Origin of the sequence: Streptomyces angustmyceticus, assembly GCF_019933235.1 — a bacterium.
Classification (GTDB): Bacteria; Actinomycetota; Actinomycetes; order Streptomycetales; family Streptomycetaceae; genus Streptomyces; species Streptomyces angustmyceticus.
In genome coordinates, this window is sequence record NZ_CP082945.1 from 1,983,045 (window position 1) to 2,010,027 (window position 26,983).

28 protein-coding genes are annotated in these 26,983 nt (G+C 72.0%); 14 read left to right on the plus strand and 14 right to left on the minus strand.

What is annotated here, in order from left to right; genetic code table 11:
• Window positions 1-109: 109 nt before the first annotated feature.
• Both K7396_RS09080 and K7396_RS09085 read right to left on the minus strand, forming a co-directional pair.
• Window positions 110-748 carry an HAD family hydrolase gene (locus K7396_RS09080; RefSeq protein WP_086716826.1) on the minus strand — a complete coding sequence of 213 codons (639 nt, stop codon included), beginning with the start codon at window positions 746-748 and terminating at the stop codon, window positions 110-112.
• An 83-nt stretch (window positions 749-831) separates the two neighbouring features.
• A complete protein-coding gene (locus K7396_RS09085; RefSeq protein ID WP_208629102.1) occupies window positions 832-1,533 on the minus strand; it encodes a class I SAM-dependent methyltransferase in 702 nt (233 codons plus the stop codon).
• 347 nt (window positions 1,534-1,880) lie between these two features.
• On the opposite strand from K7396_RS09085, the gene K7396_RS09090 reads away from it, so the two are divergent.
• Window positions 1,881-3,203: a sensor histidine kinase gene (locus K7396_RS09090; RefSeq protein WP_223659808.1), complete on the plus strand. Its 1,323-nt coding sequence runs from the start codon at window positions 1,881-1,883 to the stop codon at window positions 3,201-3,203.
• Window positions 3,204-3,258: 55 nt separating this feature from the next.
• Here K7396_RS09090 and K7396_RS09095 read toward each other — a convergent pair whose 3' ends face one another.
• Together K7396_RS09095 and K7396_RS09100 are read right to left on the minus strand one after the other, a co-directional pair.
• Complete coding sequence (locus K7396_RS09095) at window positions 3,259-3,486, minus strand: DUF5133 domain-containing protein (RefSeq protein WP_086720062.1); 228 nt, start codon at window positions 3,484-3,486, stop codon at window positions 3,259-3,261.
• Window positions 3,487-3,715: 229 nt separating this feature from the next.
• Complete coding sequence (locus tag K7396_RS09100) at window positions 3,716-4,576, minus strand: RNA polymerase sigma factor SigF (RefSeq protein WP_086720064.1); 861 nt, start codon at window positions 4,574-4,576, stop codon at window positions 3,716-3,718.
• A gap of 315 nt (window positions 4,577-4,891) precedes the next feature.
• On the opposite strand from K7396_RS09100, the gene K7396_RS09105 reads away from it, so the two are divergent.
• Window positions 4,892-5,065, plus strand: coding sequence for a CsbD family protein (locus K7396_RS09105; RefSeq protein ID WP_086720066.1), 174 nt, complete (start codon window positions 4,892-4,894; stop codon window positions 5,063-5,065).
• A gap of 110 nt (window positions 5,066-5,175) precedes the next feature.
• Here the strand turns inward: K7396_RS09105 and K7396_RS09110 are convergent, their stop codons facing one another.
• On the minus strand, window positions 5,176-6,069 hold the full coding sequence (locus K7396_RS09110; RefSeq protein WP_086720068.1) for a SigB/SigF/SigG family RNA polymerase sigma factor: 894 nt from the start codon (window positions 6,067-6,069) through the stop codon (window positions 5,176-5,178).
• Window positions 6,070-6,442: 373 nt separating this feature from the next.
• Here K7396_RS09110 and K7396_RS09115 point away from each other — a divergent pair, with 373 nt between their 5' ends.
• Window positions 6,443-6,772, plus strand: a complete 330-nt coding sequence (locus tag K7396_RS09115) for an STAS domain-containing protein (RefSeq protein WP_223659810.1) — start codon at window positions 6,443-6,445, stop codon at window positions 6,770-6,772.
• A gap of 106 nt (window positions 6,773-6,878) precedes the next feature.
• Here the strand turns inward: K7396_RS09115 and K7396_RS09120 are convergent, their stop codons facing one another.
• The 9 genes from K7396_RS09120 to K7396_RS09160 all read right to left on the minus strand — a co-directional run bounded on the left by K7396_RS09120 (window position 6,879) and on the right by K7396_RS09160 (window position 15,149).
• Entirely contained in the window at window positions 6,879-7,427 is a 549-nt protein-coding gene (locus K7396_RS09120) for a ferritin-like domain-containing protein (RefSeq protein ID WP_086720072.1), read from the minus strand.
• 345 nt (window positions 7,428-7,772) lie between these two features.
• Window positions 7,773-9,665 carry a glycoside hydrolase family 15 protein gene (locus K7396_RS09125; protein WP_086720074.1) on the minus strand — a complete coding sequence of 631 codons (1,893 nt, stop codon included), beginning with the start codon at window positions 9,663-9,665 and terminating at the stop codon, window positions 7,773-7,775.
• A 147-nt stretch (window positions 9,666-9,812) separates the two neighbouring features.
• On the minus strand, window positions 9,813-10,040 hold the full coding sequence (locus K7396_RS09130; RefSeq protein WP_086720076.1) for a DUF6458 family protein: 228 nt from the start codon (window positions 10,038-10,040) through the stop codon (window positions 9,813-9,815).
• Window positions 10,041-10,222: 182 nt separating this feature from the next.
• Complete coding sequence (locus tag K7396_RS09135) at window positions 10,223-10,585, minus strand: STAS domain-containing protein (protein WP_086720077.1); 363 nt, start codon at window positions 10,583-10,585, stop codon at window positions 10,223-10,225.
• On the minus strand, window positions 10,582-11,676 hold the full coding sequence (locus K7396_RS09140) for a cobalamin B12-binding domain-containing protein (protein ID WP_086720079.1): 1,095 nt from the start codon (window positions 11,674-11,676) through the stop codon (window positions 10,582-10,584). The genes K7396_RS09135 and K7396_RS09140 overlap by 4 nt, the downstream gene beginning before the upstream one ends.
• Complete coding sequence (locus tag K7396_RS09145) at window positions 11,673-13,328, minus strand: PP2C family protein-serine/threonine phosphatase (protein WP_086720080.1); 1,656 nt, start codon at window positions 13,326-13,328, stop codon at window positions 11,673-11,675. The genes K7396_RS09140 and K7396_RS09145 overlap by 4 nt, the downstream gene beginning before the upstream one ends.
• A 136-nt stretch (window positions 13,329-13,464) precedes the next feature.
• Window positions 13,465-13,824 carry an ATP-binding protein gene (locus K7396_RS09150; protein WP_086720081.1) on the minus strand — a complete coding sequence of 120 codons (360 nt, stop codon included), beginning with the start codon at window positions 13,822-13,824 and terminating at the stop codon, window positions 13,465-13,467.
• Between the two features lie 347 nt (window positions 13,825-14,171).
• The gene (locus K7396_RS09155) at window positions 14,172-14,564 is read right to left on the minus strand and encodes an ATP-binding protein (protein WP_223659813.1); all 393 of its coding nucleotides are present in this window, start codon (window positions 14,562-14,564) and stop codon (window positions 14,172-14,174) included.
• 231 nt (window positions 14,565-14,795) lie between these two features.
• Window positions 14,796-15,149, minus strand: coding sequence for a PRC domain containing protein (locus K7396_RS09160; protein ID WP_086720082.1), 354 nt, complete (start codon window positions 15,147-15,149; stop codon window positions 14,796-14,798).
• 1,096 nt (window positions 15,150-16,245) lie between these two features.
• Here K7396_RS09160 and K7396_RS09165 point away from each other — a divergent pair.
• From K7396_RS09165 to K7396_RS09215, 11 genes are all read left to right on the plus strand, one after another.
• Window positions 16,246-17,088 (plus strand): SAM-dependent methyltransferase, encoded by an 843-nt coding sequence (locus tag K7396_RS09165; protein WP_223659814.1) that lies wholly within the window; start codon window positions 16,246-16,248, stop codon window positions 17,086-17,088.
• A 234-nt stretch (window positions 17,089-17,322) separates the two neighbouring features.
• Window positions 17,323-18,861, plus strand: coding sequence for an aldehyde dehydrogenase family protein (locus K7396_RS09170; protein WP_223659819.1), 1,539 nt, complete (start codon window positions 17,323-17,325; stop codon window positions 18,859-18,861).
• Window positions 18,858-19,991, plus strand: coding sequence for an acyl-CoA dehydrogenase family protein (locus tag K7396_RS09175; RefSeq protein WP_152104274.1), 1,134 nt, complete (start codon window positions 18,858-18,860; stop codon window positions 19,989-19,991). The genes K7396_RS09170 and K7396_RS09175 overlap by 4 nt, the downstream gene beginning before the upstream one ends.
• A gap of 52 nt (window positions 19,992-20,043) precedes the next feature.
• Window positions 20,044-21,432 carry an aspartate aminotransferase family protein gene (locus K7396_RS09180; protein ID WP_152104273.1) on the plus strand — a complete coding sequence of 463 codons (1,389 nt, stop codon included), beginning with the start codon at window positions 20,044-20,046 and terminating at the stop codon, window positions 21,430-21,432.
• Complete coding sequence (locus tag K7396_RS09185) at window positions 21,429-21,887, plus strand: type II toxin-antitoxin system RatA family toxin (protein ID WP_170314255.1); 459 nt, start codon at window positions 21,429-21,431, stop codon at window positions 21,885-21,887. The genes K7396_RS09180 and K7396_RS09185 overlap by 4 nt, the downstream gene beginning before the upstream one ends.
• Before the next feature lie 3 nt (window positions 21,888-21,890).
• On the plus strand, window positions 21,891-22,442 hold the full coding sequence (locus tag K7396_RS09190) for a hypothetical protein (protein ID WP_223659821.1): 552 nt from the start codon (window positions 21,891-21,893) through the stop codon (window positions 22,440-22,442).
• Window positions 22,439-23,455: a DUF2156 domain-containing protein gene (locus K7396_RS09195; RefSeq protein WP_223659823.1), complete on the plus strand. Its 1,017-nt coding sequence runs from the start codon at window positions 22,439-22,441 to the stop codon at window positions 23,453-23,455. The genes K7396_RS09190 and K7396_RS09195 overlap by 4 nt, the downstream gene beginning before the upstream one ends.
• A gap of 165 nt (window positions 23,456-23,620) precedes the next feature.
• The gene (locus K7396_RS09200; RefSeq protein ID WP_086717659.1) at window positions 23,621-24,583 is read left to right on the plus strand and encodes a ferritin family protein; all 963 of its coding nucleotides are present in this window, start codon (window positions 23,621-23,623) and stop codon (window positions 24,581-24,583) included.
• Complete coding sequence (locus K7396_RS09205) at window positions 24,580-25,701, plus strand: acyl-CoA desaturase (RefSeq protein WP_086717661.1); 1,122 nt, start codon at window positions 24,580-24,582, stop codon at window positions 25,699-25,701. Before K7396_RS09200 ends, K7396_RS09205 begins: the two co-directional genes overlap by 4 nt.
• A 42-nt stretch (window positions 25,702-25,743) precedes the next feature.
• Window positions 25,744-26,262 carry a flavin reductase family protein gene (locus K7396_RS09210; protein WP_086717663.1) on the plus strand — a complete coding sequence of 173 codons (519 nt, stop codon included), beginning with the start codon at window positions 25,744-25,746 and terminating at the stop codon, window positions 26,260-26,262.
• Window positions 26,263-26,355: 93 nt separating this feature from the next.
• Window positions 26,356-26,913, plus strand: coding sequence for a hypothetical protein (locus K7396_RS09215; protein ID WP_086717665.1), 558 nt, complete (start codon window positions 26,356-26,358; stop codon window positions 26,911-26,913).
• The last annotated feature ends 70 nt before the right edge of the window (window positions 26,914-26,983 follow it).

Consider the following 26,983-nt stretch of genomic DNA (forward strand, 5'->3'; position numbering starts at 1 on the left):
GGGCGCCGGGACCATCGGCAAGGCATTAACCGGACGAAGAGCGACAAGTCAAGCCGTGTCCCCCTTCGGGGAAACGGGGGCGCGAGGGAGGTCCAAGGTCTCCCCGTACTCAGCCCTGCGGCCCACTGGGCCCCCCGCGCCGGGCGAAGGCGAGGATGTCGGGGACCGCTTCGCGCAGGCTCGTGAAGTGGCGGTGGACGCCGTCCACGGCAGTCGCGCTGTTGACGCCCCAGACCGTCATGCCGGCCCGCAGGCCCGCTTCGACTCCGGAGGGGGCGTCCTCCACGACCAGGCAGTCCTCGGGCCGGGCACCGAGCCGCTCGGCGGCCCGCAGGTACGGCACGGGCGAGGGCTTGCCCTCTTCCACCGCGGCCGCGTCCACGATGATCTCCGGGACCGGCAGACCGGTGCGGGCGAATCGCCCGCGCACCCGGTGCTCGTAGTTGGAGGTCACCAGCGCCCACGCCCCCGAGGGCAGAGCACCCAGCAGCTCCGAGGCGCCGTCGAAGGCCCCGTAGACGCCGGACCGGACGTCCTCGTCCTCCAATGCGTGCAGCGCCGCCAGGCACTCCTGCGGGTCCTGGTCCGGGACCACTCTCGCGAAGGTCTCCCACGGCCGCGTCCGCAGCGCCACCCGGTGCACCTCGTCCGCGTCCACGCCGTATCGCCCCGCCCACGTCGCCCAGACCCGGCGCTGGTTGTCCACGGCGTCGATCAATGTGCCGTCGACGTCGAAGAGCACACACATCCTGGGTTCGGGCCGCACTCGTTCACCGGTCACGCCGCGATCATGCCAGGTGGACCCTGGAATCGCTTTCGGTCCACCGCCCCTCAGGGCAGCGTGAAGAAGATCATCGGGTTGTGGTCGCTGTCCCTGACCGGCTCGTCGAGGCCCACGTCCTTCTTCACGAGGGCGAGTTGCTCGGTCACCTGGGGCGCCTTGGCGGTGGACGGGGTGAGGAAGTCGATGTTCCGGTCGGCCAGCCACTTCACGATGACCGACCCTTCGCTGAACGGCTTGGGGCGCCGGCCGTGGAAGACGTCGTGGACGCTGGCGGGCGTCCGCGGCGGGACGGCGGGGAACAGGTTCTCGATGTACCAGCGGGCGAATCGCGCGCCGTGGTCCGCGTCGACGAAGAGGTAGTCGGTCTTCTCGGCGGGGATCTTCTCCGGGTGCTGCTGGATGTCGCCCTGGGTGAACGTCCAGCGGTCGGCGGCGAGTTCGCGCGGCACATTGCGCACCACGTTGTCGACGATGTCGAAGGAGTGCAGGTGCCCGGCCCCGTTGTCGCGGAGCGCGCTGAGGATCCACATCGTCGACCAGCCGTGGAACGTGCCGATCTCCACGACGACCTCGGGGCGCAGGTCACGGAGGAGGAGATAGGTCATCTCCGCTTCGTAGTCGTCGAGTTGTGCCTTCATCGTCCTGCCCCGGTCCCGGAGAAACGTGCGCTGGGCGTCCCGCACCGCCCGCAGGTCGTCCTGGTACTTCACGTACAGGGTGCCGATGTGGTCGACGGTTATGGATTCCACTTTTCCTCCACCGGGTGGGGCGTTCTTGATGCGGACGGGCGCGTGTTCTCGGGGGAACGGCGCGCACACGCGGACAGGGGCTCCCCGTGGCATGCGCGCATGCCCCTCCCCCGCCTTCGCCGCGTGCGCGGCCGCCGTTCCCCCGTCCCCCGTTCCTCCCCCGACAGGCCACAACGTTAGATTTCGGCGGCGGCAGCGACATCCCGCTCAAGAGCCAACTGGCGGGTAGCTCCGGGGTATTCGGCGGTAGCTCTCAGGTATCACCGATCATGCGGGCCCCGGCCGTACGTGGCCGTTGTCCGGTTCGCCGCGGCCGCCGCGCCACGGTGCCTCCGTACGATGGCCGGGTGACTCCGGACAACCTCACCGCCCCGGCGCGGTCGGGGCGGCACGCGTTCGGCGCGCGACCGCTCCTGGCCGCCGCGCAGGCACTGGGCCGCGACCTCTCACCGTTCCGTCCCGGCGCGCCGGCTCCCGCGGCCCGGCCCGAGGGGCGCGTGCGGCGGTATCTGCCGCTGGTCCTCGCCGCCCTGGCCGCGGTGGATCTGGGCATCTCGGGCACCCTGATCACCGAAGGGCAGCCCGGCCCGGTGCGGGCGCTGTCGGCGCTCACCGCCTGGGCCCAGGCCCCGGCCCTCGTACTGGCCCTGTACCGGCCGGCGGCCGCCTGGTGGCTGTCGCTGACAGCGGCGCTGCCGTACGCGATCGGCGCCGCCCACCTGGGTGCCGCCGCCCTGGACGGCGCGGGGCCGTGGCCGTGGACGGCGCCGGGCCTGATGGCGCACCTCGTCGTCAGCCTGATCGTCGCCGGCCGGGTCCGGCCGCGGGTGTACGTCGCGCAGTGGGCCCTCACCCTGCTCGTGGGCGGGGCGCTGACCGTCGTGCTGTCGCCCCGGGTCGAGTTGAACGGCCTGCTGCCGTGGGCGCTGCTGTCGGCGTTCGGGCTGGTGGTCGTCACGGCCGTCCGCGGGTGGCTGGACAGCCGGCGGGAGCTGCGGAAGCAGGAGGCGCTGACCGAGTTCGAACGCTCCCGCCGGGCCCTGCTGGAGGAGCGCACCCGCATCGCCCGCGAGCTGCACGACGTGGTCGCCCATCACATGTCCGTGGTCGCCGTGCAGGCGGAGGCCGCGCCCTACCGGGTGGCCGAGCCTCCCCAGGAGCTGAGCGACAGCTTCGGCAGCATCCGGGAGAACGCGCTGGCGGCCCTGACCGAGCTGCGGCACATCCTGGGCATGCTGCGGTCGGAGGAAGAGATTCCGGACAACCGCTACACGCCCCAGCCCACCCTCGACAACGTCGGGGAACTGGTGGCCAACGTCCTCGGGGCGGGCCTGCGGATCGACTGGTCCGTGGACGGCACCCCCAGGCCGGTGCCCCAGCGCGTCGAGCTGTCGGCCTACCGGATCGTGCAGGAGGCTCTGAGCAACGCGTTGCGGCACGCACCGGGCTGCCGGGTCGAGTTGGAGATCGCGCACGGCCCGTCCGACCTCGGCATACGCGTCGCCAACAGCCCGGTGGTCACGGAGGCGCGGCGCGGGCCGGGCACGGGCCACGGGCTGCTGGGGATGCGGGAACGGGCGTCCTCGCTGGGCGGCAGCGTCCAGGCCGGGCCGCGCGCGGACGGCTGGTACGAGGTGCGTGCCTCGCTGCCCACCCGCCTGCCGGACTGAGCGCCTTCCGGGGCAGCAGGCGCCCGCATCACACTCCCCCGGGGCGAGCGGGCGGTCAGCCCGCGAGGAGCGAGTCGTCCCGCACCCCGGCACCCGGCAGCCGATGGCGGGCGGCGGCCAGCGCCGCGTCCACCTCGCGGGTGCCGGTGGAGACGCACAGGGTGTAGGCGACGTCCTCCATCCTCCGGCGCACCTCGGCCTTGCCCTGGCGGGCGTGCAGCAGCTCCAACGCCTCGTACTCCTCGACGAGTTCCAGCAGCACCGCAGGGTGGGCCATCAGCATCGTCCGGTTCCTTTCCGCAGGTGAAGCGATTCAACGCTGCGGATGCCCGCCCGCTGCCGCCCTACACACCGATGGCGTGAAATCGCCCCATGGGCGGCGGGGAACGGTCCGGACAGCCGAACGCCGGTGCCGTCACCAGCGAAAACTGCTGGTGACGGCACCGGCGGGAGAAGTGCGGGGCCGCTGACGACTGCCGCGGCGCCGTCCGGCACCGCGGCGGGCGGCGGTCTCAGCGGTCGGTGAGCATGCCGGCCCGGAGCTTGGACAGCGTGCGGGTCAGCAGCCGGGAGACGTGCATCTGGGAGACGCCGAGTTCGGCACCGATCTGCGACTGGGTCATCTCCTGGCCGAACCGCAGCTCGATCAGGCGGCGTTCGCGCGCGTCGAGCGTGTCCAGCAGCGGAGCCAGCACATGCAGGTCCTCGACGGCCTCCAGCGCCGGGTCGTTCTCGCCCAGGACGTCGACGAGGGTGCGCCGCTGCTCCGAGGGGTCCGGGTCGGCGGGGGTGTCCAGCGAGCCGGCGGTGTAGCCGTTGGCGGCGACGATGCCCTCGATGACCTCCTCCTCCGACAGGTTCAGGTGCGCGGCCAGTTCCCGGACGGTGGGGTCGCGGTCGAGGGAGGCGGCGAGGTGCTCCTTGGCCTTGGCCAGGTCGCTGCGCAGCTCCTGGAGGCGGCGGGGCACATGGACGGCCCAGCCGGTGTCACGGAAGAACCGCTTGATCTCCCCCAGGATGTACGGGACGGCGAAGGTGGAGAACTCCACCTCGCGCGAGAGCTCGAACCGGTCGATGGCCTTGATCAGACCGATCGTGCCCACCTGGATGACGTCTTCCATGTCGTCGCCGCGGTTGCGGTAGCGGCGGGCGACATAGCGCACCATCGACATGTTCATCTCGATGAGGGTGTTGCGCGCGTACTGGTACTCGTGCGTGCCCTCTTCGAGGACCTGGAGCCGCTCGAAGAACTGCTTCGACAGCTCCTTCGCGTCGCGCGGGGCCACCTTCTGCGGCTGCGTCACCTCCGGCAGTACGGAGTCCGTGTCGGCGTACCCCTGCTCGGTCGTGGTCTCGCTCACGATGGTGATCATCTCGCCTTCCCGCGCGCCCGGCACCCGCGGACGCTGCAGCGGCCGCCTACCCCGATCCCACACCACCATGCCTACGAACCGGAAACGAATCTGAAGCCGTCGGCGAAGCGGCCCGCGGACGGGGGCCGGGGCATCAGCGGCGCGTCCAGGGGCACACGTCGAGCACGGTCCGGGGCGCGTGCCGCCCCGCAAGGGGACTCACCTCCAGCGCGGTGCGCGCTCCGGGCCGCCGCCGCTCCTCCCCCGTATTCCGCCGTCGTTTGAGGGCGCGACGCGGGGGCACCCGAAATGTGCCGCCAACGGAAGGACCACACCATGAGTGCCAGCGAAAAGGCCAAGGCCGTCGCCGAGCAGGCCGGCGGAAAGGTCAAGAAGGAAGCGGGCCGCGCGGTCGGAAACGAGAGCGCCGCCGCCGAAGGTGCCGCAAAGGAGTCCAAGGGAGATCTCCGCGGTGCCAAGGAGAAGGCCAAGGACGCTTTCAAGCACTGACCGGCACACCCATGCGGGAGGGGCCACGGCATGAGAGCCGTGGCCCCTCCCGCGTGTTCCGGCGTCGCTCTCCTTCCGCGGCGCCGGATCGAAAGCGGCCCGCGCCGAGGTCACTTCTGGCTGAGCATGCCGTTGCGCAGTTGCGTGATGATGCGGGCGAGCAGGCGTGAGACATGCATCTGGGACACCCCGAGCACCGCCCCGATCTGCGCCTGGGTCAGCTCCTGGCCGAAGCGCAGCTGGATGATGAGGCGGTCGCGGTCGCTGAGCAGCTTCAGCAGCGAGGCCAGGGTGCACCGGTCCTCGACGCGCTCGGTGGCGGGGTCGGCGGCGGCGAGGACGTCGGCGAAGGTCGGCCCGTCGCCCGGCGCCGCGTCGCTGTCGCACGTCACGTTCAAGGAGACGGCCGAGTAGCCGTTGGCGGCCACGAGGCCCTCGATGACCTCCTCCTCGGTGAGCTGCATGTGCTCGGCGAGCTCTTTGACGGTGGGCTGGCGGTCCAGCAGCATGGACAGCTGTTCCGTGGCCAGGGCCAGGTCGGCGCGGAGTTCCTGCAGTCGACGGGGGACGTGGACCGCCCAGCTGGTGTCGCGGAAGAACCGCTTGATCTCCCCCAGGATGTGGGGGATGGCGAAGGCGGCGAACTCCGTCCGGCGGGATCGGTCGAACCGGTCGATGGCCTTGATCAGACCGATCGTGCCCACCTGGACGATGTCCTCCATCTGGTCACCGTGGCTTCGGTACCGGGAGGCCACGTAGCGCACCAGGGACAGGTTCATCTCGATGAGCGTGTTGCGCGCGTACTGATACTCGGCGGTGCCTTCGTCGAGTTCCCCGAGCCGCTCGAAGAACAGCGGCGACAGGGCCTTGGCGTCATGGGGAGCGACGCTCCCGGCATCCTCGATCCGAGGAAGCGTGGTGGAAGATTCTCCGGCGCGCGGTGACAGCCCGTCGTGAGCCCCTTGCAGTTTTGCGTCCGATACGTCCTCGAAAACCGCGTTCATGGTTCACCTCCGGAATTCAGGTCGTGTGAGCACGCCCATTGCCCGGCTCCGTGGCGGTTATGCGGAATGGTGCAGGAATCACCCCGCCGAGTGGCGCAGGCGGTGTACCGGAGGAAGCCATCCGCGCACTTCCGGATCATTTTCGCCGGTGGCTGACCGGCACCGCGCCGGACGCTTCGCGGGAGAGTTCCGGCGTTGTGCCGGGAGGGGTTCCGACGGCGGCGTCGCGCCCCGTTCGGAGGAGACTCCGGGTGCCCTGTGACGGGTCTTCGGCGGCCTTCGGGGTCCCTCGATCGGCCGAAGCGGAGACTGCCTAGAACCTGTGCCCGAAACTCATGGCATGCTGGCGGACATGTACGTTCATACACCGGCTGTGGTGACTCACGCTGTCGAGGACGAGGTCTTCGTCGTCCGTGTCAGCGGGTCCCTCGATCACGACAGCGCGCCTCTCCTGGAAGAGGCCTGCGCGCTGGCGAAGGACTCCGGCGCTCCGCGTACCGTCATCGACCTGTCGCTCGCCGACTTCGCCGACTCCACCGTGCTGCATGTACTGCTCGCCGCCCAGCGGGACCACCACCGGCAGGACCGCAAGCTGATCGTCGCCGGGCCGTTCCACGAGGTCGTCCGCCGGCTCTTCGAAGTCACCGGCACCGCCGGATACTTCACGCTCGCCGACAACGTGCCGCGCGCCCTGGAGGGCTGAACGCCCCCGCCACCGCGCCCGCACCGGCCGACGGCGGTCGGCGGCTCCCCTGGTCCCGGGGTGCCGCCACCGACCGCCGTCATCAGGCCGACTGCCGTGGCCCGCGTCAACCGCGCTTCTTCTCGTGCGGAATGCGTTCCAGCAGTCCTCGCAGGTCGTCCGCGTGTTCCTCCTCCTGCGCCAGGAGTTCCTCGAAGACGCGCCGGGTGGTCGGATCGCCGTCGCCCAGCCACTTGGCGATCTCGGTGTACGAGGCGATGGCCACGCGTTCGGCGACCAGATCTTCCTTGATCATGTCGATGAGATCGGGGCTGGCGTCGTATTCGGCGTGCGCACGCGAGGTGAGCGTGTCCGGGTTGAAGTCGGGCTTGCCGCCGAGCTGGACGATGCGCTGCGCCAGTTTGTCGGCGTGCTGCTGCTCCTCCGCGGCGTGCTCCAGGAACTCCGCGGCGACCGGTTCCGAATAGAGACCGGAGGCGGTGTAGTAGTGCCGCTTGTACCGCAGGGTGCACACGATTTCCGTGGCCAGCGCCTCGTTGAGCACCTGCAGGACGCGGGTCACATCGGCCCCGTACGCCTCGGTGATCGGCCCCTTGTCCATCTCGCGGCGTGCGCGCTCGCGGAGCGTTTTGAGGTCGGTGAGAAATTCAGCCACAGTCTTCCTGCCCTTCGGTTCTCGTCGGCTGGACAGCGCTTCACTCGGGGATGCCGGGAAATTCCGAGCTGTTATGGAGTGACACATCAAGACCGGGAAAGGCTCCCGAGGCGACGACTGCAAGTATGCCCATCCCCGGGCCGGCGGTCGGCATTGTTCCGCCGGCAGCGAGGCGTTTCCTGTCCCGGTTTCCTGTCCCGGCGCCGTATCCTGTTCCTTCGTCACACAGCGCGTGCCCTGGATTCCGACGGGCATTCCCGGCGGATCACGGTCGACGACGAGGGGCATTCCCACTGCGGCACCCCGCCCGGAATGCGGTGACGGGAACGGGCGGCGAAGGGCCGCTCAGCCCAGGAAACCGTCCAGGCCGGTGGCCGCGCTGATCAGTGCGAGGTGGGTGAATGCCTGCGGGAAATTCCCCAGATGCTCGCCCGTCATCCCTATCTGCTCGGCATACAGGCCGAGATGGTTGGCGTAGGTGAACATCTTCTCCAAGGCCACCCTGGCCTCGTCGGTCCGCCCGGTGCGCGCGAGTGCCTCGACCCACCAGAACGAGCAGATCGAGAAGGTCCCCTCGGTACCGTCCAGACCGTCGGGAGACACCTTCGGGTCGTAGCGGAACACCAGGCTGTCCGTGACGAGACCTTCGCCGATCGCCCGCACGGTGGAGCGGAATCGCGGGTCCTTGGGCGACAGGAACTTCACCATCGGCAGCACCAGGAGCGAGGCGTCCAGAATGCTCTCCGGCGGCTGCTCCGGGTCGCCGCTGAGGCGCTGGACAAAGGTCTGGTCCTTCTCGCTCCAGCCCTGCTCCATGATCTGGTGGTAGATCTTGTCGCGTTCCGCCGTCCAGCGCCCCAGATCACCCGGCAGGCCGCGCTGCCGGGCCATTCTGATCATGCGCTCCACCGCCACCCAGCACATCACCCGCGAATAGGTGTGGCGCTGCCGGCCGGCCCGGGTCTCCCAGATGCCCGCGTCGGGGCCGTCCCAGTGCTCCAGGAGCCAGTCGAGGAGGGAGCACAGGTCCGTCCAGCTCTCGTGCGAGATGCCGTCGCCGTGCTTGTTGAACAGGTAGACGGCGTCGAACAGTTCACCGTAGATGTCCAGCTGGAGCTGGCCGGCGGCGCCGTTCCCCACCCGGACGGGGGCCGAGCCCCGGTAGCCCTCCCAGTGGTCGAGGAGCTGCTCGGGCAGCTCCGCGTCGCCGTCGATGGAGTACAGCACGCGCAGCGGCACCTGGCCGTCGTCGCGGGCTCCGCGCAGGCAGCGGGTCAGCCAGCCGATGAATGCCTCGGCCTCGCGGGTGAAGCCCAGGCGCAGCAGGGCGTGGAGGGAGAAGGCGGCGTCACGTATCCAGACGTAGCGGTAGTCCCAGTTCCGTTCGCCGCCGACCTGTTCGGGGAGCCCGAGGGTCGGTGCGGCGACGATGGCGCCGGTGGGCTCGTGGGTGAGGAGTTTGAGGGTCAGCGCGGAGCGGTGCACCATCTCGCGCCAGCGGCCGGTGTAGGTGGACCGGCTCAGCCACTGGCGCCAGAACCGTACGGTGGAGCGGAACAGCTCCTCGGCGGCCTGCGCGTCGACCAGGTCGACGGCCGGCTCGGCGTGGGTGGGCGCGGTGGACTCCAGGACGAAGAGCGCCGACTGGCCTTCCGCCAGGTCGAATTCACCGACCGCGTCCTGGTCCTCGGTGTGCAGGGTCACGCTCGCCTGGAGCGAGACGTCCAGCGCCTCGCTCGTGAAGCGCACACCGTGCGGCTGGGATTCGGCCTTGTGCGGGTCGCGGCCGTAGTTCATCCGCGGCGCGACGACCGTACGCATGCGGGCGCTTCCCCGGACGGCGACCACCCGGCGCACCAGACGCTGCCGGTGGCCCTGGTCCCCCTCCGCCCGCAGGGGCATGAAGTCCTGGATCTCGACGATGCCGTCGCCGGTCAGCATCCGCGTCATCAGGATGTTGGTGTCGGGGAAGTAGTACTGCTGCCGTTTGGCGACCTCGCCCACGGGGCCGAGGTGCCAGTGTCCGCCGTCGCGGGCGTCGAGCAGCGAGCCGAAGATGCTGGGCGAGTCGAAGCGCGGGGCGCAGAACCAGTTGATCCGGCCGTCGGTCCCGACCAGCGCGGCCGTGCGCAGGTCGCCGATCAGGCCGTGTTCGGCGATGGGGAGGTAGTCCCCGCCCGCCGTGCCGCTCGCTCCTCCCGGGACGGAAGCCGCTTCCGCCGTGCGGTGGTCTGTCATCAACTGCCTCTCCCGGCAATGCGGCTGTCGCCCGCTGCGCTGTCCGTCGGCCCCGTCAGGGATCACCACGGGGCCGGAGGTGCCGGCGGCGCGGGAGCGGCGGGATGTGTTCCCGGGGCGCCCGGCCCGTACCCACCGGCCCGTCCGTCACCGGTAGGTACGCGTCTCCTCGACGTCGACCACCGGAGCCCCGGGAGACGGCGGCTGGACGCGGCGCCGCTTGAGGATGCTCACATAGGCCGCCAGGCCGATCACGCCCACGGCCATCATGATGAGCCCGACCAGGTCGAGGTTGACGCTGGACAGGTGCCAGTCCACGGCGAACGTCAGAATGGCACCCACTGCGATCAGACCGATGCATCCGCCGATGCCCATGATGGTCTCTCCCTCCGGTAGGCAAACACTGCTGACCTCGCGTATGCCCCGGGGACGCCCGTTCAAAGGCCCCGCGGCACAAACGCCAGAGGGCGGGCGTCCGTTGCAGGGGTCTGCCCCGCCCTCCGTGACGGAGGAACAGCCCCTGCCGCATCAGCCCGTGGTGACGGTGCCCGGCTCCGTCAGCCCGCCGGGACGGTGCCCTGCTCCCCCGGCGGGGAGGTGAGGTGCGTGAGGGTGCCGGTGACGGTCAGGAGGCGGTCCATGGCGGGTGGGCGGGCGTCGAGGTGGAGGTGGATGCCGGCGGCACTGGTGCGGCGGTGCAGGGCCAGCAGGAGGGAGAGGCCCATCGGGTCGCAGGCCCGGACGTGCGCGCAGTCGAGGTGGAGGTCGCGCAGGTGCGGCTGGGCGGCGATCTGCTGGAGGGCGGCGGCGAGCAACTCCTCCGCGGTGGTGTGGTCGAGCTCCCCGGAGAGGTGGAGGTGCGCGGTGCGGCGGTCCGGGGTGGTGACGGTGAGGCCGTCGCCGGGCGGGTGAGCGGTCATGCGGAGGATCCGGAGTCGGGGCCGTGGTCGAGGGCCCGGCGGGCGTGGGCCAGGATGCGCCGGGCGCGTGGGAAGTCCTTGAGCTGTTCGCCGAGGGCGTCCAGCGCCGGGTACAGGGAGTGGGCGGGGACCCCGCGGGTGGTGAGGATCGAACCGGTCCACACCAGGAATCCGCTGAACAGCTCGTCGTCATCGGTGTAGAGGGCGGTGGCGAGGAACTCGGTGATGTGCGCGAGGTCTTCCGCGGTGTGCTGCCGCTGCTGGACGGAGTAGTCGCGCATCGCGGGGAAGCGCTCTTCCAGCCGCACCAGGGTCTCCTTGACCAACTGGGGCCCGGTCCGTGCCACCAGGGAGTACTCCTGGTCGGACAGGTGCGGCAGGTCGTCGACCGGCTGGTGGCCGAGTGCCGGGGGCGTGGTGGCCGGCATCCCCTCGGCGAGGAAGTCGGCGGCGGTGCGGGCGTCGGGGGCCCAGGCGTCGGCGCCGAGGAGGCGGGCGTAGCGGCCGTCGGGCCCGAACGCGGCGCCGCCGACCAGGACGGGGACTCCCACGGCCTGGCAGGCGGTGATCGCCGCGTGGGCGGTGGGCAGCCGGGTGGCGATCGAGCTGGACAGGGCGACCGCCTGCGGCCCGGTCCGGTGCAGATGGGCGATCAGGTGCGGGGCGGGGACCTGCGCGCCGAGGAAGTCGACCTGCCAGCCGCGCAGCCGCAGCACCTCGGCGAGGAGACGCGCGGGCAGCGCATGCCACTCGCCGTCGACGCAGGCCACCGTGATCCGCCCGCGCCGCGCGGACTCCTCGGCCGGCCGGTGGTGGGCGAGGGCCGCGACGACCCGGTCGTTGATGGCCGTCGCGGCGTGCTCCTGCGCCACGGTCATCCGGTTCGCCGCCCAGTGCTCGCCGACCCGGTGCTGGACGGGGGCGATGACGTCGAGCAGCACCTGCTCCGGCGGGATGCCGGCATCGACCGCGTCGAGCGCCTGGCGCACGGCCGCGTACTCGTCCACGGACACGACGGCGTCCCACAGGGCGTCGACGTAGGAGGTCAGGCGGTGCGCCGGGGACAACGGCGCGGCGGGCGAGGGCGTCATGACGCACACCTGCCCCGGGTGGCGCCGTCCACCGCGCCGGGGTGCGCATGGCGGGGTGCGGTGATGGCGACCACGGCCATGTCGTCGTGCCGCCCGTTGCCCACCCACTGGGCGGCGAGCATCCGGATCCGCTCCACGACGGCCTCGGCCGGCATCCCCGCGCACTCGCTCAGCGCCGACCGCAGCCGTTCGTCTCCGAAGAGTTCGTCGCCCAGGGGCCCGCCGGAGGCTTCGGTGATCCCGTCGGTGAACAGCAGGCACGACTCCCCGGGAGCGAGGTCGAAGGCGGCGGTCCGGGACGTCACCTCCGGCAGCGCGCCGACGAGGGACCCGCGGGTGTCGGCCTCCTCCACCCGGCCGTCCGCCCGGACGACGAGCGGGGCGGGGTGCCCTGCGCTGGTCACCCGCAGGCGGACGGTGTTGCCGCGCCGGGCCACCGAGGCGAGGACCAGGGTCGCGAAGCGGGTGTGGTGGGAGTCGAGCAGCGCGCCGTTGAGGAGGTGCAGCACCCGCTGGTGATCGGTGGCCAGCGGCAGCAGGGCGTGCAGCGTGTTGCGGATCTTCCCGGTCTGTACGGCGGCCTCCAGGCCCTTGCCGCACACGTCCCCGAGGACGACCAGCGACTCCTCCTCGGGTCCGGCGCCGGCGTGCACGTCGTAGAAGTCGCCCCCCACGCGGTCGGTGTCGTTCGAGGCCCGGTAGCCGCCGGCGAACTCCACCCCGCTCACCTGCTGCAGCCGGGGCGGCAGCAGGTCGCGCATCAGCGTGCGGGTGATCGTGGCCTGTTCCGCGTACAGCCGCGCGGCGGACATCGCCGCGCCGGCGCGCGCGGCGAACAGCCGGGCGAAGGTCTCCTCGCGCTCGTGGAACGCGGCCTGGTCGGAGCGCCGCAGCAGGATCAGCGCGCCGGCCGCCACGCCGTGGCCGGGGAGCGGGGTGACGGCGACCGAGCCGATGGCGCCGAGCGAGGACGGCCGCACCCACTCCGGCACCGCCGCGGGATCTATCCAGCGCGACGGGACGGGCGGAAACCCCTGCAGGGCTTCGGCCAGCCCCGGCACGGAGGCGGGATCCGCGAGGACCTTCTCGCGCACCACCTCCCCGTCCGGCCCGCAGAAGCTCACGGACAGCCGCCGTCCGGAGGGCGGCGCGATCACGACGGCCGCGTCGGCCAGATGCTGGGCAGCGAGCCGGGCGGTGACCTCCGTGCACCGGTCGGCGTTCAGGGAGGCGAGGAGTTCCGTCGACGCCTGGGCGAGAAACGCGGTGCGCTCGCGCTCCGCCCGCAGGGCGTCCTCGGCCGAGCGGCGGGCGGTGTCGTCGACCAGCCACCACACCACGTCGCCGTGCTCCGTGCGGCTCGGCCGGGCCTCGATGCTGCGGTCGCCGGCGGGTCCGCGGGCGGGCCCGGCGTCGCCGGGCCGCAGCGGGTCGGTGAAGCGCCGGTGAGCCTCGGCGAGCCAGCGGGGCAGGACGTCGTCGAGCGCGGCGCCGGGCGCGGCGCCCGGGAACAGCAGCGCGGCGGCGTCGTTGACGGCGCGCACGACGCCGGACGGGCCGGTGACCAGGACGGGGTGGGGTGCGGAGCGCCACGCGGCATCGATGCCGGGGAACGGCGCGGTCGAAGGGGGCGTGTCGGAACTTTTCACCATGCGGGGCTCACCACGTCCACCCCATCACCTCACAGAACCGGCAGGGGCCCTTCCCCTTCGGCAACCATCCCTCACGGACACCGCGCGGGGCAATCGTCTTCCGGGGGCCGCGAGGAGATCGCGCCGCCCGGTGGCCTCACAGCGGCAGTGTCACACGGATGGTCTTGCCGGTCGCGGTCAGGGCGATGTCGACGGTGCGGGCCAGCCGCTGTATCAGGGGCCAGCCGTATCCGCCCGTGGTGCCGGGACGGCGGGGCGCGGGGGCGGTGGGGCAGTGCTCACTGCCGTCCTCGACCGCCAGCTCCAGGTACCCGTCGACGATCCGCGCGGTGAATCCGGTGAGCCCGCCCGCGTGCCGCTGGGCATTGGTGACCAGCTCGGTGGTCACCAGGAGGGCGTCGACAAGGGCCAGGTCGTCGACCGGGCTCGCTGTCCTGTGCAGCAGGTCGTGCACGAAGTTGCGCGCTTCGGCCGCTCTGGCAGGTACTCCCCGCATCACACTTCCACCTCAATACGCCCGCGCCGTCCCGGTGGCGCCGTATCCCTTGTCCGCCCGCCCGCCCGGCGGGCGCGGCCGCCGGGGCACTGCTCGCGCGAGGGCACCGCTCTCGGGCGGGGCGCCGCCCTCGCCCGGGGCACTGTCTCGCACGGCAGGACGGCAATACTCTCAGGCCGCTTCGCCGGTGCCACGGCGGGGAGCGGGGTGAGGCGGACACGGGGCACGGGGCGGCGGGCGCCCGGCGGGCCGCGGCGGTATCGCCGCAGCGGCGTCACGGCGACGACGACATGACAGCGACGCCATCACAGCGATGGCGTCACAGCGATGGCGTCACAGCGACGGCATCAGCCGGATGCGCCGTCGAAGGCGAGCGGAATGGTCACGGTGATGGCTTTACCACCCGGGGTGGGAATGATGACGACGCAGGTGGTGAGTTGCTGAATCATCGGCCAGCCATATCCACCGACCGCGTATTTCTCGCGACCGGCGGCGGTGGCGGGTTGCCGGCGGCTGCGATCGGCGACGGTCACTTCCAGGCGGTCGGCCACGATCCGGGCGGAGAAATCGGAAAGGCCGTCGCCATGACGCTGGGCGTTGGTGACCAATTCCGAGGTGACCAGCAGGGCGTCGATGACGGAGAGTTCATCGATCCGCGGGCGGTGGGCGCTCAGCAGCTCGTGAACACGGGCGCGCGCCTCAGCCGCTTTGTTCACCGGGGTCCGCTGCGCACCCGTCACGCTCTCACCTCATGCCTGGTCCATCTCCACGTCCTGGAGCTCCGCCGCCGCCCGTCCACGGGGCCGCACAGAAGGCTACTTCGACGAGAAGGCTCTTTGACGGCTTCCCCGGACCCGGTGCGCACGCACCACCGACGGCGCCGCACGGGTGAACGCCCCGGGCAGGCCGGCGAGCCGGGCGGCGGCCGGTTCCTCCGGCGCCGGACCCGCCCCGGACGGCCGGGGTTCGCTTCACACCAGGGGAAATCCCCCGAAATATACCCCGACCTGATGGAGGTAGTCGGCGCTGCCCGCGTGCTCGTCCCCTTCGAAGGAGGGCGCGTCCTTGATTTCCTGCCGGGTGCGGCCGACGTAGACCTTCTCCTCCTCACGGTCGATACCGGTCACGGTGCCGGCCGGCAGCACGACGCGCCGTCCGAGGATCCACGGACCGGTGTCGACGACGAGGTGCGCGGAATCCACCTCGTCGGAATGCTTGTCGACCTTGCCGATGCTTCCGTCGAGGGCTTCGACGCTGTATCCCTCGAGGACCGTGCCCGCCCGGTACCCGGAATCGGGAAGGTAACCCCAGACAGTGGAACTCATGCAAATCCCTTCAACGCGATGCGCTTGCGGGCTCCATGCCCCCGCCGTTCACCCTTGCTCACACCCCCTGAACAAAGGGATACGGCGGGCCGGCCCTTTTTGAACATGCCGGTCATCCCGACAGTGCTCTGTTGCCCCGGGACCGGTTTCCGAAACAGCGGGTGAAGAGGGCTCGCGGCCCACTCTTCGCTTTCCGCGGATACGGGAACGTGCCGGTTCATCGGATACGAGAACGCGCCGAGCGGGCTGAGAAGGAGTCAGACGGGTCGGACCTGGCCGGGCCGGGCCGGGTCGGGTCGGGTCGGGTCGGGCAGGACCATCGCGGACGAGCTACGACTGCGGACGTATCCCTGCATGTGCGCCGCCGGCCCCGGATACCGCCTCAACGGGCAGCCCCAGTAGGGCAGTTGACACCCGCCGGATGCCGAGGGCACCCGCACAGCCACAGGACCGGACACCGACACCGCCCACCCGGAGCGCGAGCCTGACACTTGCCCAGCCCACTCAACTCGCCCCCCACCCAACACCGTTGCCGCCTCTCCCCGCGAAACATCGATGGCGCGCACACCGAAGTCCGACGGCGGAGATCCGGCCTTCGACGGCTGCTTTCTTGCCGACATGGGACTGCCGGGCGCGTCGTCGAGGCCACGGCACCGGGGGCGGCCGGCCACCACGGTGTCCGGTACCCGACCCCCAGGGATGCGGGGGCGTCCGGCATCCGCCCCTGCGCCCCGGGGAACGGCGGCCGGATCGCGCGGGCAACCCCGTACGGGAAACACCGGGGAAACATCAGGGAAAAGGAAAGCAGTGGCCAAAACCGGTGGCCGGAAACGGGTGGCCGGAAATCATCGACCGAGTTTAACGGCAAGCGGTCGTACTATTCATCCGTCCGTGTCCTTCAATCAGACCGGTCTTGCAAGTGCACGGATCACGCGCCGTAGGATCCTTTCTCGTTGGACCGTTTGGCGTACGGCGTCGACATGCCGTGTGCCGCATGAAAGGATGCCTTCTTGGATTGGTCGACACGGACCATTAAGGGCTCTTCACCGATGGTCTTCGCCGACAGGCCGCGTTTCCGCGGCGAGGGGGATTTCCGGTGACTCAGAACGACGAAATCTCTTTGGCCGGCGTCTCCGAAACCGCCCTGTGGACCGCGCAGATGCGGGCCGGTGAATCCCGTAAGCCGCACGCATTGTTCAGCGACCCCTGGGCCGGTCGATTCGTGGCGGCCGCGGGGGGATTTCATGGCCCGCCCGGAGCGGGGGCGTTCCAGGTTCTGCTGCCCGAATGGCTGGCGGTGCGCACCCGCTTCTTCGACGACCACCTCATGGCCCGCGCCGGCGCGGGCTGCCGGCAGGTGGTGCTGCTCGGGGCGGGCCTCGACACCCGGGCCCTGCGGCTCGACTGGCCCGCGGGGACCCGGCTGTACGAAGTGGACCTGCCGGCGGTGCACGCCTTCAAGGAGGCGGTGCTCGCGGACAGCGCTCCCGCGGCGGCCGAGCGCGTCGCCGTCCGGGCCGACCTGCAAGGCCCCTGGTCAGAGGCTCTGATCGCGGCCGGTTTCGATCCGGCCGAACCGACGGCGTGGCTGTGCGAAGGGCTGCTCTACTACCTCGAACCCGAGGTGGTGGCCGAGCTCGTGGCCACCGCGTCCGGGCTGTCGGCTCCGGGCAGCAGCCTGGGCGCCGAATGCCTCAACGCCGAGACCGCCCAGTCCTCGTTCATGCGGCCGTGGCTGGAGGACATGGCCGCGGCGGGGACGCCATGGCCGTGGCGGCTGCGGGATCCGGAGAACTGGTGGGGCCGCCACGGCTGGTCCGCCGACGTGACGGATCTGTGGAGCCTGCCGTATGTGGTGGAGCGGATGGGGGCTTTTCGCAATCTTCTCCAGGGGGGCGAGGAACTCAGCATGCTCCTGGTCACCGGAATGCGGAAGTAACGCACTGCTCGCCCTGCCGGAAGGCCGGAAAGGAGTTCTCTCGGAATGGATGATCTCCAGGTGGAAGGTTCGGTCAAGGAATCCTTCTGCGCCGATTTCCCGCACCACGGGAACGATGAATTCGCCTCTGTCGCACCAACGGTACGGAAATCGGCACCGCGCGCGTACCACTCTTTTGTCGGCGGAGCCGATGTCCCCTCCGACAACAGCGTCTACTGCATGAGCGCGCGGGCCATGCTGAATGATGTCTTCGCGACGCTGCGGGCGAAAAGAGCGCTGGAACGCGGCACCGGGGACCCGGGAAATCCGAATGTGCTCGCCCGCTGTTCGGTCGCCGACGGCGAGACCGCGCAGGCGGCGGTGAAAGCGGCTGCCGGCGCATTCCCGCAGTGGGCGGCCGCGCCCGCGGAGAGAAGGATCTTCGCCCTCGGGCGGGCCGTGCGCCGCCGTCTGGAGGCGCACCGGTCGGAGATCATCGAGGTGCTGATCCAGGAACAGCACCCGCGCGTCCTCGCGGAGTGGCAGTTCGCGGGGCTCCTCGGCGGATACTCCGAGGAGAACCTCCGGTTCTACGCAGGCCAGTTGCACCAGGAGTACTCCCGCGGGCCCCGCAGGATGCTCGTCCGCCGCCAGCCCGACGGCGTCGTCTGCGCCAACCCCCCGCAGAACGCACCGCTGTCGAGCGTGCTGCTGGCGGCCACCGCGATGCTCGCCGGCAACACTCTGGTGGTCCGGGTCCCGCGCAGCGCGCCCCTGGGCGCGATGTACGTCCTGCGGGAGATCCTGGTGCCGGCGCTCGACGAGGCCGGCGCGCCGCCCGGGACGCTGAACTTCTTCTGCGCCGCGCCCCAGGAGGTGCTGGATTCCTGGCTGAACGACCCGGCGGTAGCCGACATCTTCTACATCGGCCCCTCCGACGTCGGGCTGCGCCTGGAAGCGAAGTGCGTCGCCCGGGGCAAGAAGCCGATCCTCGAACTCGCCGGCAACGACGGCGTCGCCATCTGGCGGGACGCCGACGTCGGCCGCGCCGTACAGGCACTGACGGAGTGCTTCTTCGGCTCCGGCCAGATCTGCATGGTCCCCAACTACGCCGTGGTGCACCCGGATATCGCGGACGAGCTGCTGGACCGGCTCGGCGAGGCCGTGGACGCGCTGCGGCCCGGCTACCCCGACGACCCGGAGACGCTGCTCTCCCCCGTGGTGCGCAGCGAGAAGTTCTTCGCCTTCCTCGACCAGGCGACCGGCGCGGGCGCCCAGGTGCTGCGGGGCGGGCACCGTATGGAGATCGACGGCACCGTCAGTGCCAACGGCCCCTTCCTGCAGCCGACCGTGCTGCGGGTGGACGGCCTGGCCGGCGCGCGCCTCGTCGATGCCGTGCGCGAGGAGACCTTCTTCCCGCTCCTCCCGGTGGTCGTGGCCGAACCCGGCGACGACGCCCTCGTACTGGACCGGATGGTGGCCTTCCTCAACGAGAACGCGTACGGGCTGCGGAACTCGGTGTGGGCGCGGGAGGACCGGGTCGTCGACCGGTTCGTCCGCGACGTCCGCAACGGGGGCCTGCTCAAGGTCAACGACTCCCACGTCGGCTTCCTCCCCACGCTGCCCACCCATGGGGGCACCGGCCTGACCGGCGGGGTGTACGGGGAGGCCAACTATCCGCCGCTGCGCACGTCCCGGCTGCAGGGCGTGAGCGTCGCCCACGGCGTACAGCCGCGCGAGGCCGTCTTCGGCTCCGCCGCGGGCACCGACCACACCAACAGGAGCGCGTCATGAGGATGCTGGACGAGGCACGGTCCCACTGCGACCGGCTGCTGCCGGGGCTGTGCCCCGCGCTGTCGGACATCCCGCTGGCGGAACTGGAGCGCCCGGGCAGCCCCGGCATCGGGCTGTTCCGGAAGTACGGCGGCGCCGGGCTGCTGATCCCCACCGCGCACGGCGGGGCGGGCGCCGGCGCCCGGGACGCGGTGCGGGCGATGACCGCCCTCTCGTCGTACTCCCCCTCGCTCGGCGCCGCGGTGGCGATGCACGGCTTCTCCGTCGCCACCCTGCGGGGGGTCCCGGAGAGCGTGAACCCCCTGGTGCCCGTGCTGCTCGGGGCGGTGGCCGGCGAACGGCTGCTGGTGGCCTCGGCGTTCGCGGAGGGGACGTCCGGGCAGGGCGTGCTGGCGCCGACGATGACGGCACGCCCGGACGGGGACGGCCGCTACCGGCTGACCGGGTCGAAGAAGCCGTGCAGCCTGTCCCGGTCCATGGACCTGATCACCGCGAGCGTGCGGCTGACGGCGGAGGACGGCCGGGCGCCCGAGACCGCCATCGTGCTGGTCCCCGCGGCGGCCGAGGGCATCAGCGTGCACCCCTTCTGGGACACCCTCGCCCTGGCCGGGGCGGAGAGCGACGAGGTGCGCTTCGACGAGGTCCCGTGCGGCCCGGAGGAGCTGCTGCGGCTGGGCGACGACCCCGCCGACGCCGAGCGGCTCACCAGCACCGGGCTGATCTGGTTCCAGCTGATCATCTCCAGCGTCTACGCGGGCCTGGCGGCCGCGCTGGTCGAGGAGGTCTTCCGGCGGTCCCGGGGCAGCGCCCCGGACCGCGCCGCCCTCGGGTCCCGGCTGCGCTCGGCCCTGCTCCAGCTCGACGCCGTCGCGCTGCGGCTGGAGGACGGCGAGGCCCATACGGGTGCGCTCGCCGACGCGCTGACGGTGCGCTACGCCGTCCAGGACGCGGTCGCCGACCTGTCGGGCAGCTCCGCCGAACTCCTCGGCGGGATGGCCTTCATCCACTCCTCCGACGTCGCCTACCGGCTGGCAGCGGGACGGGCCCTGGCCTTCCACCCGCCCTCGCGCACCAGCACGGCGGCCCCTCTGGACGCCTACTTCGCCGGTGCACCGTTCGTCATGCCCTGAGCCCCGGACCGCCGGCTCCGGCCGGCACCGTTCCCCTCCTCCTGGAGCCCCTATGACCTCGCCCCCCGCCCGGACCCGCGGGCACACCACACCCCCGGCCCCCGCAGCCGAACACCGCCCCGCACCACCCGGCGGCGCCGCGCACGACAGGTCCCCAGAGGAGACGAAGGCCGCGGTGACCGCCCGCTACCGCGCCCATCTCAGCCCCGCCCGCGCGACGCTCGGCGAGCTCTTCGGCGGGCTGGTGGAGAGCGGTTCCTCGGGCGCCTGGGTGTTCACCACGGACGGGCGCGCCCTGCTCAACTGCGGTGGCTACGGCGTCCTGTTGATGGGCGCCCGGCATCCGCGGGTGGTGCGGGCGGTCACGGAGCAGATCGCGACCCACCCCGTGGCCACCCGGATGCTGCTGGAGCCCCGCGCGGGCGCCGCCGCCGAGGCGCTCGCCGCCGTCACCCCGCCCGGCCTGGACCACGTCCACTTCGCCGGGTCCGGCGCGGAGGCCGTCGAGGCCGCGCTGAAGCTGGCGCGCTGTCACGGCAGGACCACGGTGGTGGCCGCGCACGGCGGGTACCACGGGAAGACGATGGGCGCGCTGTCGGCCACCGGCAACCCGATGTACCGCGGCCCGTTCCTCCCGTTGCTGCCCGGGGTCCGTCACCTCCCCTACGGGGACGCCGCCGCGCTCGAACAGGAGCTGGCGCAGGCCCCGGCCGACACCGCGTGTGTGATCGTGGAGCCGGTGCAGGCGGAGGCCGGGGTGCTCCTCCCGCCGCCGGGCTACCTCTCGGAGGTCGCGGCCTCCTGCCGGGCCCACGGCGCGCTGCTGGTGCTCGACGAGGTGCAGACCGGGCTCGGCCGGCTCGGCAGCTGGTGGGGAGCCGACCGCGAGGGCGTCGTCCCCGACATCCTGCTGGTCGGCAAGGCACTGTCCGGCGGCGTCATCCCCGTCTCCGCCATGGTGGCGAGCCGGGAGGTCTTCCAGCCGTTCGGCAGCGACCCCTTCGTGCACACCTCCACCTTCTCCGCGGCGCCGGTGGCGATGGCCGCGGCCGAGGCCGCCATCGCCTGCATCAGGGAGGAGGACCTGGTCTCCCGGGCGAAGGCGCTGGGCAGCCATCTGCTGCCCCGTATCCGGCAGATCGCGGCGGAGCGCCTGGGAGATCTGCTGGTGGAGGTGCGGGGCGCCGGGCTGCTGATCGGGGTCGAGCTGGCCGAACCGGGCCTGACCGCCGAACTCCTGCTGGAGCTGCTCTCCCGCGGAGTGCTCGCCAACCACTCGCTGAACTCGCACGCGGTGCTCAGGTTCACCCCGCCCGCCGTCCTCACCGACCGGGACGTGGACATCCTGCTCACCACCTTCGAACACGCCTGCACGGCACTCGCCGAGAGCCGTCGAAACGCCTGGAAAGAAGAGAACCGCCCATGCGCTGTGCCGAGTTGACCCTGCTCGTAGACGAGTCGCCCGCCGAGGTGCTCGACGCCCTGGCCGGCCTGTCCGGCTTCGCCGCCCACGCCCCCGACGTACGGTCGGTGGCCGTCACCCCGGACCCTCGGCACCCGGGCGAGTCCGTGAGCCGCTGGGAGGTCCACTTCCGCAGCGGCACGCTCCGCTGGAGCGAGCGCGACCGCGTCGACCGGGACAACCTGCGGATCGACTTCGTGCAGGAGGACGGCGACTTCCAGCACTTCGAGGGCAGTTGGCGCCTACGGGAGATTCCCTCGGGGTGCGAGATCCGCTTCACCGCCCGCTTCGACTTCGGGGTGGCCAGCCTCGCCCAGCTCCTCGACCCGGCGGCGGAGCGGGTGCTCAAGGACAACGTGGCGCGGGCGCTGGCGGGCTGGTTCACCGGTACCCGGCGGGCCGGCGCGGTCCCGGCGGCAGCGGGCCGGAGCTGAGGCATGGACACCCACAACCTGTGCCAGACGCCCACCACCTACCGGCTGCTGAGGCTGGAGTACCTCCTCGGGCTCGCCGTGGCGGCCGGGTTCTTCGTGACCCACCTCGGCGCGGTCCGCTGGTGGGTGGCGGTGGTCCTCTTCGCGTACATCGACGTGATCGGCTACCTGCCCGGGGCCGTGGCCTTCCGGCGCAGCCGTGACGGGCGGATCCACCGGGCCTACTACGTGCTCTACAACCTGATGCACAGCCTCGCCTTCCAGGGGCTGGTCGTCGCGGGCTGGATCTGGGCCGCGGGACCCGAGTGGGCACTGCTCGTGATCCCCATCCATCTGTGCGGGGACCGGGGCCTCTTCGGCAACTTCGTGAAGTCCTTCACCGTCTCCTTCGAGCCCGCCGCGCACCCGGCGGTGGGCGCCGCGCTCCGGACCTTCGCGACCGTGCCCTGGTACGCGCTGCCGCCGTCCGACGCGGCGCCGTCCGACGCGGGGCCGGAGAAGCCGCCGGGGCCGCGCCGGAGCAGCGGGCGGCGGCCGAGCGAGGCGGTGCGGTGAGCGCCCCGGCCGCTCTCGGCGACGACGAGGCGGTGGACGTGCTGCGCCGCCACGGCCGGCACAGCAGCGCCTTCCTCACCATGAACACCGGTATCCGCCGGCTGTCCCTGGCGGGCCTGGACGGGTTCGCCGCCTACCGGGAGAGCGGCAGCCGGCACCTGTTCGAACTGTGCGGCCCGGTCTGCGCGTACGACGACCGCGAGCGCGTCCTCGCGGCGCTGCTGGAGCGGGCACGCGGCGAGCGCCGGCGGGTGGGCGCGGTCCAGCTCTCCTACGACGACGCCCTGCTCCACGCCGGCCACGGATTCGTCGTCAACCAGCTCGGCGCCTCCTTCAGCATCGCGCTGGACGGCTACAGCCTCCGGGGCCAGCGCATGGTCAAGGTCCGCAACATGGTGAACCGGGCACGGCGCGAGGGCGTGAGCGTCCGGGAGCGCCCGCCGGGCGAGGCCGACGATCCGGACCGGGCCGCCGCCCTCGACCGGGTGGACGCCGCGTGGCTGCGGGCCAAGGGCCGGCACGTCAAGGAGCTGGACTTCCTCATCGGGGAACGGGGCGGCCCCGGCAGGCCCTACCGGCGGCTCTTCACCGCCGCCCACCAGGGGCGCACGGTGGGCTACGTCTCCTACTCACCGGTCTTCGGCGAACGCGCGGGCTGGCTGTACGACCTGACGCGCCGGTTGCCCGAGGCCCCTCCCGGCACCGTCGACCTCCTCTTCGCCAGCGCCCTGAAGCAGTTCCAGGAGGAGGGCTGCGGCTGGCTGCACCTGGGCTTCACCCCGTTCGTCCGGCTCGGCGACCCCGCCGAAGGCCCCGGGCCGTCCAGCCCGTTCCTGCGGCGCGTGCTGGAGCTGCTCGCCCGCAGAGGGCAGGCGCTCTACCCCGCGGCGGCCCAGGAGTCCTTCAAGCTCAAATGGCGGCCGCAGCACATCGAGCCCGAGTACCTGGCCTTCCAGAACGGCGTGAGCGCCGCCGCCGTGTGGAACCTGCTGCGCCTGACCAGGACGGTCTGACCGGGGCGCCCCGCTCTCGTCCCCGTCCTTCCGCGCCGGCCCGCCCGTTCCGCCTGCCGCCCCTCCCCCACGTGTTCCCCGGCCCGTCGGCCTCCTCCGCCCCTCGACTCCGCCGCCCCGCCGACCAGCCCGTCGACCACCGACACCACTGAAAGAGGAACTGAGATGTTGAGCGTGGCACCCGACGCCGTCCCCCGCGAAGCGGATCCCGAGCAGGCTCCGGATCTGCTGGACGGCGCACTCACCACCGAGCTGACCCCCGAAGGCTGCGACCTCGCCTACTGGCTGCGCGCGGTGCCCCAGGGCACCCTGCGCGGCGACCCGATGGGCCGCTCCCGCGACGTCGCCGTACCGGACCACATGCTCCTCGACGGCCCGCTGCGCGAGGCGGTCATGCAGGAGATGGCGTTCCGTTCGATGGCGGAGGAGAAGGCGGCCCGGTCCCTCTCCTTCCTCGTCGCCCAGGCCCCCGACCTCGCGGAGCTGGACTTCTTCACCACCCAGCTGATGGACGAGGCGCGGCACGCCTACGCCTTCCGCGGTCACCTGCGCGAACTCGGCGTACCGCAGGACGAGTTGGCCGACACGATGGAGAAGCTCGCCGGGGCCGACCGGGAAGCGGTCCTGGACCCGCTGGAGCGCTTCGGGCGGTCCGTCCTGGAGGACGACCACGACTACATCGGCGGAGTCGTCACCCTCACCGTGCTGGTCGAGGGGGTCCTCGCCCCCACCGCGGAACTGAGCGAACGCAAGTGGCGGCCGCTCGACGCCCCGGCCGCCGAGATCGAACGGGCGGCGGGCATCGACGAGATCCGGCACCTCTCGGTGGGCTCCACCATCGTCCGGCGGCATCTGCGGCGCCGCCCCGAGGACAAGGCGCGCATCGGCGCACTGCTGGAGAGGGGGGAGCGACTGTGGGCCGGGCTGCCGGTCCAGGAGGTGACCCACCGGCGCGAGGAACTCTTCCAGCAGGGGCTGGAGCAGCACCGCGCCCTGGTCGGCGACTACGAGGTGTGGCCCGGTCGCCGGCTCGTCGACACCACCGCCGAGGAGCGGATGCGCACCGCCCTGGAGTGGTCCCGCCGCACCCAGCGGACCCGGCTCGCGTACATGGGGCTGGGCGGATGAGCACGACGGCAGGGCGGGGTGTGCCGGCCCCGCCCCCGGCCGAGGACGGCGCGGCACGGCGGATCAACGGGGTCGCCCAGGACGACGGCGCGGCGCGGGGCCAGGAGGCGGACCGGGACGAGGACTTCCGCGAACTGTCCCGGCGCGTCCACGAGGCGGGTCTGATGGCGCCCCGCCGGGCCCGATACGCCGGCCGGATCACGCTGATCTGGCTGCTGAACGGGCTGGGCTGGGCGGCCCTGGTGTGCGGTGACCGCACGTGGTGGCAGGTCGTCCTCGTCGCGGGCTGGCTCGCCGTGTGGTGCGAACAGCTGGCCTTCGTGGTGCACGACGCCGGGCACCGGCAGATCTCCCGGCACCGCCGGACCATCCAGGTGCTGGGCCTGCTGCACGGCAACCTCGCGCTGGGCGTCTCCTTCGGCTGGTGGGTGCAGCACCACAACCGGCACCACAACCACCCCAACCACCTGGAGCTGGACCCGGACATCCTGCGCCGGGTGGCGGTGTTCGCCCCCGAACAGGCCGGACAGCGCTCCGGAGCGGCCCGCTTCCTCGCCCGCAACCAGCGCTACCTCTTCTTCCCCCTGCTGGGTCTGGAGGCGGTGGTCCTGCGGATCGCCGGCCCGATCGCACTGCGGCGCCGGGCGATCCGCCGCCCATGGCTGGAGGGCGGTCTGCTGCTGGCGCATGTCACGCTCTACCTGGGGGCCGTCCTCGCCCTGCTGCCGCTGCCGGCCGCGGCGCTCTTCCTCGCCGTCCACCAGGGGCTGCTGGGCTACCTCCTCGGCCTGGGCTTCGCCGTGAACCACAAGGGGCTGCCCACCCGCACCGGCAGGGAGTGGAGCTGGCTGGAGCGGCAGGTGCTCACCGCCCGCACGCTGCCGACCGGCCTGCTCGGCGACTTCTTCCACGGCGGGCTGAACTACCAGATCGAGCACCACCTGTTCCCCGGCATGCCGCGCTCCGCACTGCGCCGGGCCTACCCCCTCGTCAGGGACTTCTGCCGCGAGCGGGACATCGCCTACACCGAGACCGGGGTCTGGGAGTCCTACCGCGACCTGGCGGGCCACCTGGACTCCGCGAGCCGGGTCCTGCGCGAGAAGACCGCCACCGGTTGAGGGGCGCCCGCGCACCCCGCGCCGCCAAGGAGGAGGAAACCTGTGACAGCACCCCCTGACACCGCCCGGCAGCAGGCCCCGCCGGCGGACGTCTACCGCGCGGCGATGGCCCAGGTGCCGTCGTGTGTGTCCGTGGTGACGACGAACACCCCCGTGGGCCCCGTCGGGGTCACGGTCAGCGCACTGCTCTCGCTGTCCCTCAGCCCGCCCGCGCTGGTGGTCTCCCTCACCTCGTCGGGCCAGACCCTGCCGTGGATCCGCCGCAGCGGCGCCTTCGGGGTCAGCGTGCTGGGCTGGGAACAGCGCCACCTCGTCGAGCGGTTCGCCACCGGGCCTCCCCAGCGGCGCTTCGACGGTGTCTCCCACGCCTTCCACCTGGGCCAGCCGCTGCTCGCCTCGGCGCCGGTGCGGATCGTCTGCGCGCTGGAGGCGGCCCGGGAGGAGTGGGACCACACCCTGCTGACCGGCCGGGTCCTCTGGTGCGGCCACCGCCCCGAAGCGGCCGGGCTGCTGCTGCACGGACGCGGCCGGCACCCCGTCCCGCACCACGCCGCCGGCTGAGCCCGGCGGCGTCACGAAAGCTGCCGCACCCGCGGCACCAGCGGGCCCCCGCTCGGGGTGCCCGTCCCCTCGAAGTCCAAGGAGACTGCGCTCATGGGCACCAGTGACACGTTCAAGGACTTCATCGGTGACATCGCCGATGACACGAAGAAGGCGTTCGACGAGCTCCTGGATCGTGACGACGACGACAAGGACACGGACCTCGGCCTGGCCAACCTGCCGCTGCAGGCCCTCGCCGGCCTGCCGGCGGAGACGCTCCGCTCCCTGAGCACCCTCGCCGCGGTGCAGGGCCTCGCGGGCAAGAGCGGCAAGAAGAACAGCGGCGGGACCAACCCGCTCGCGGCACTGGCCCTCGCCGGCAACCCCCTCGCGGCCCTCGGCGCGGCCGGCAACCCGGCCGCCGCCCTGGGCCTGCTGGCCGGCGGCGGGCTGCCGAACCCCGTCGCGGGCCTCGGCCAGGCGGCCGGCCTCAACCCGGTGGCCGCGGCCGGCCAGGTCGCCCAGATGGCCGGCGGCGCGGCGGACATGGCCGGCCACCTCGCGCAACTTCCGCAGCAGATTGCCCAGTTGAGCGAGTTGATCAGCACCTTGACCGGGGTCCTGGAGGGCGTCCAGGGCCTGATCCCGAAGATGCCGAAGGCACGGGCGTAGGGCCCCGGCCGACGGATGCGCCTCCCCCTGTCCGGTCGTCGTCCGGCCGTCGCCGGCCCGGCCGGACAGG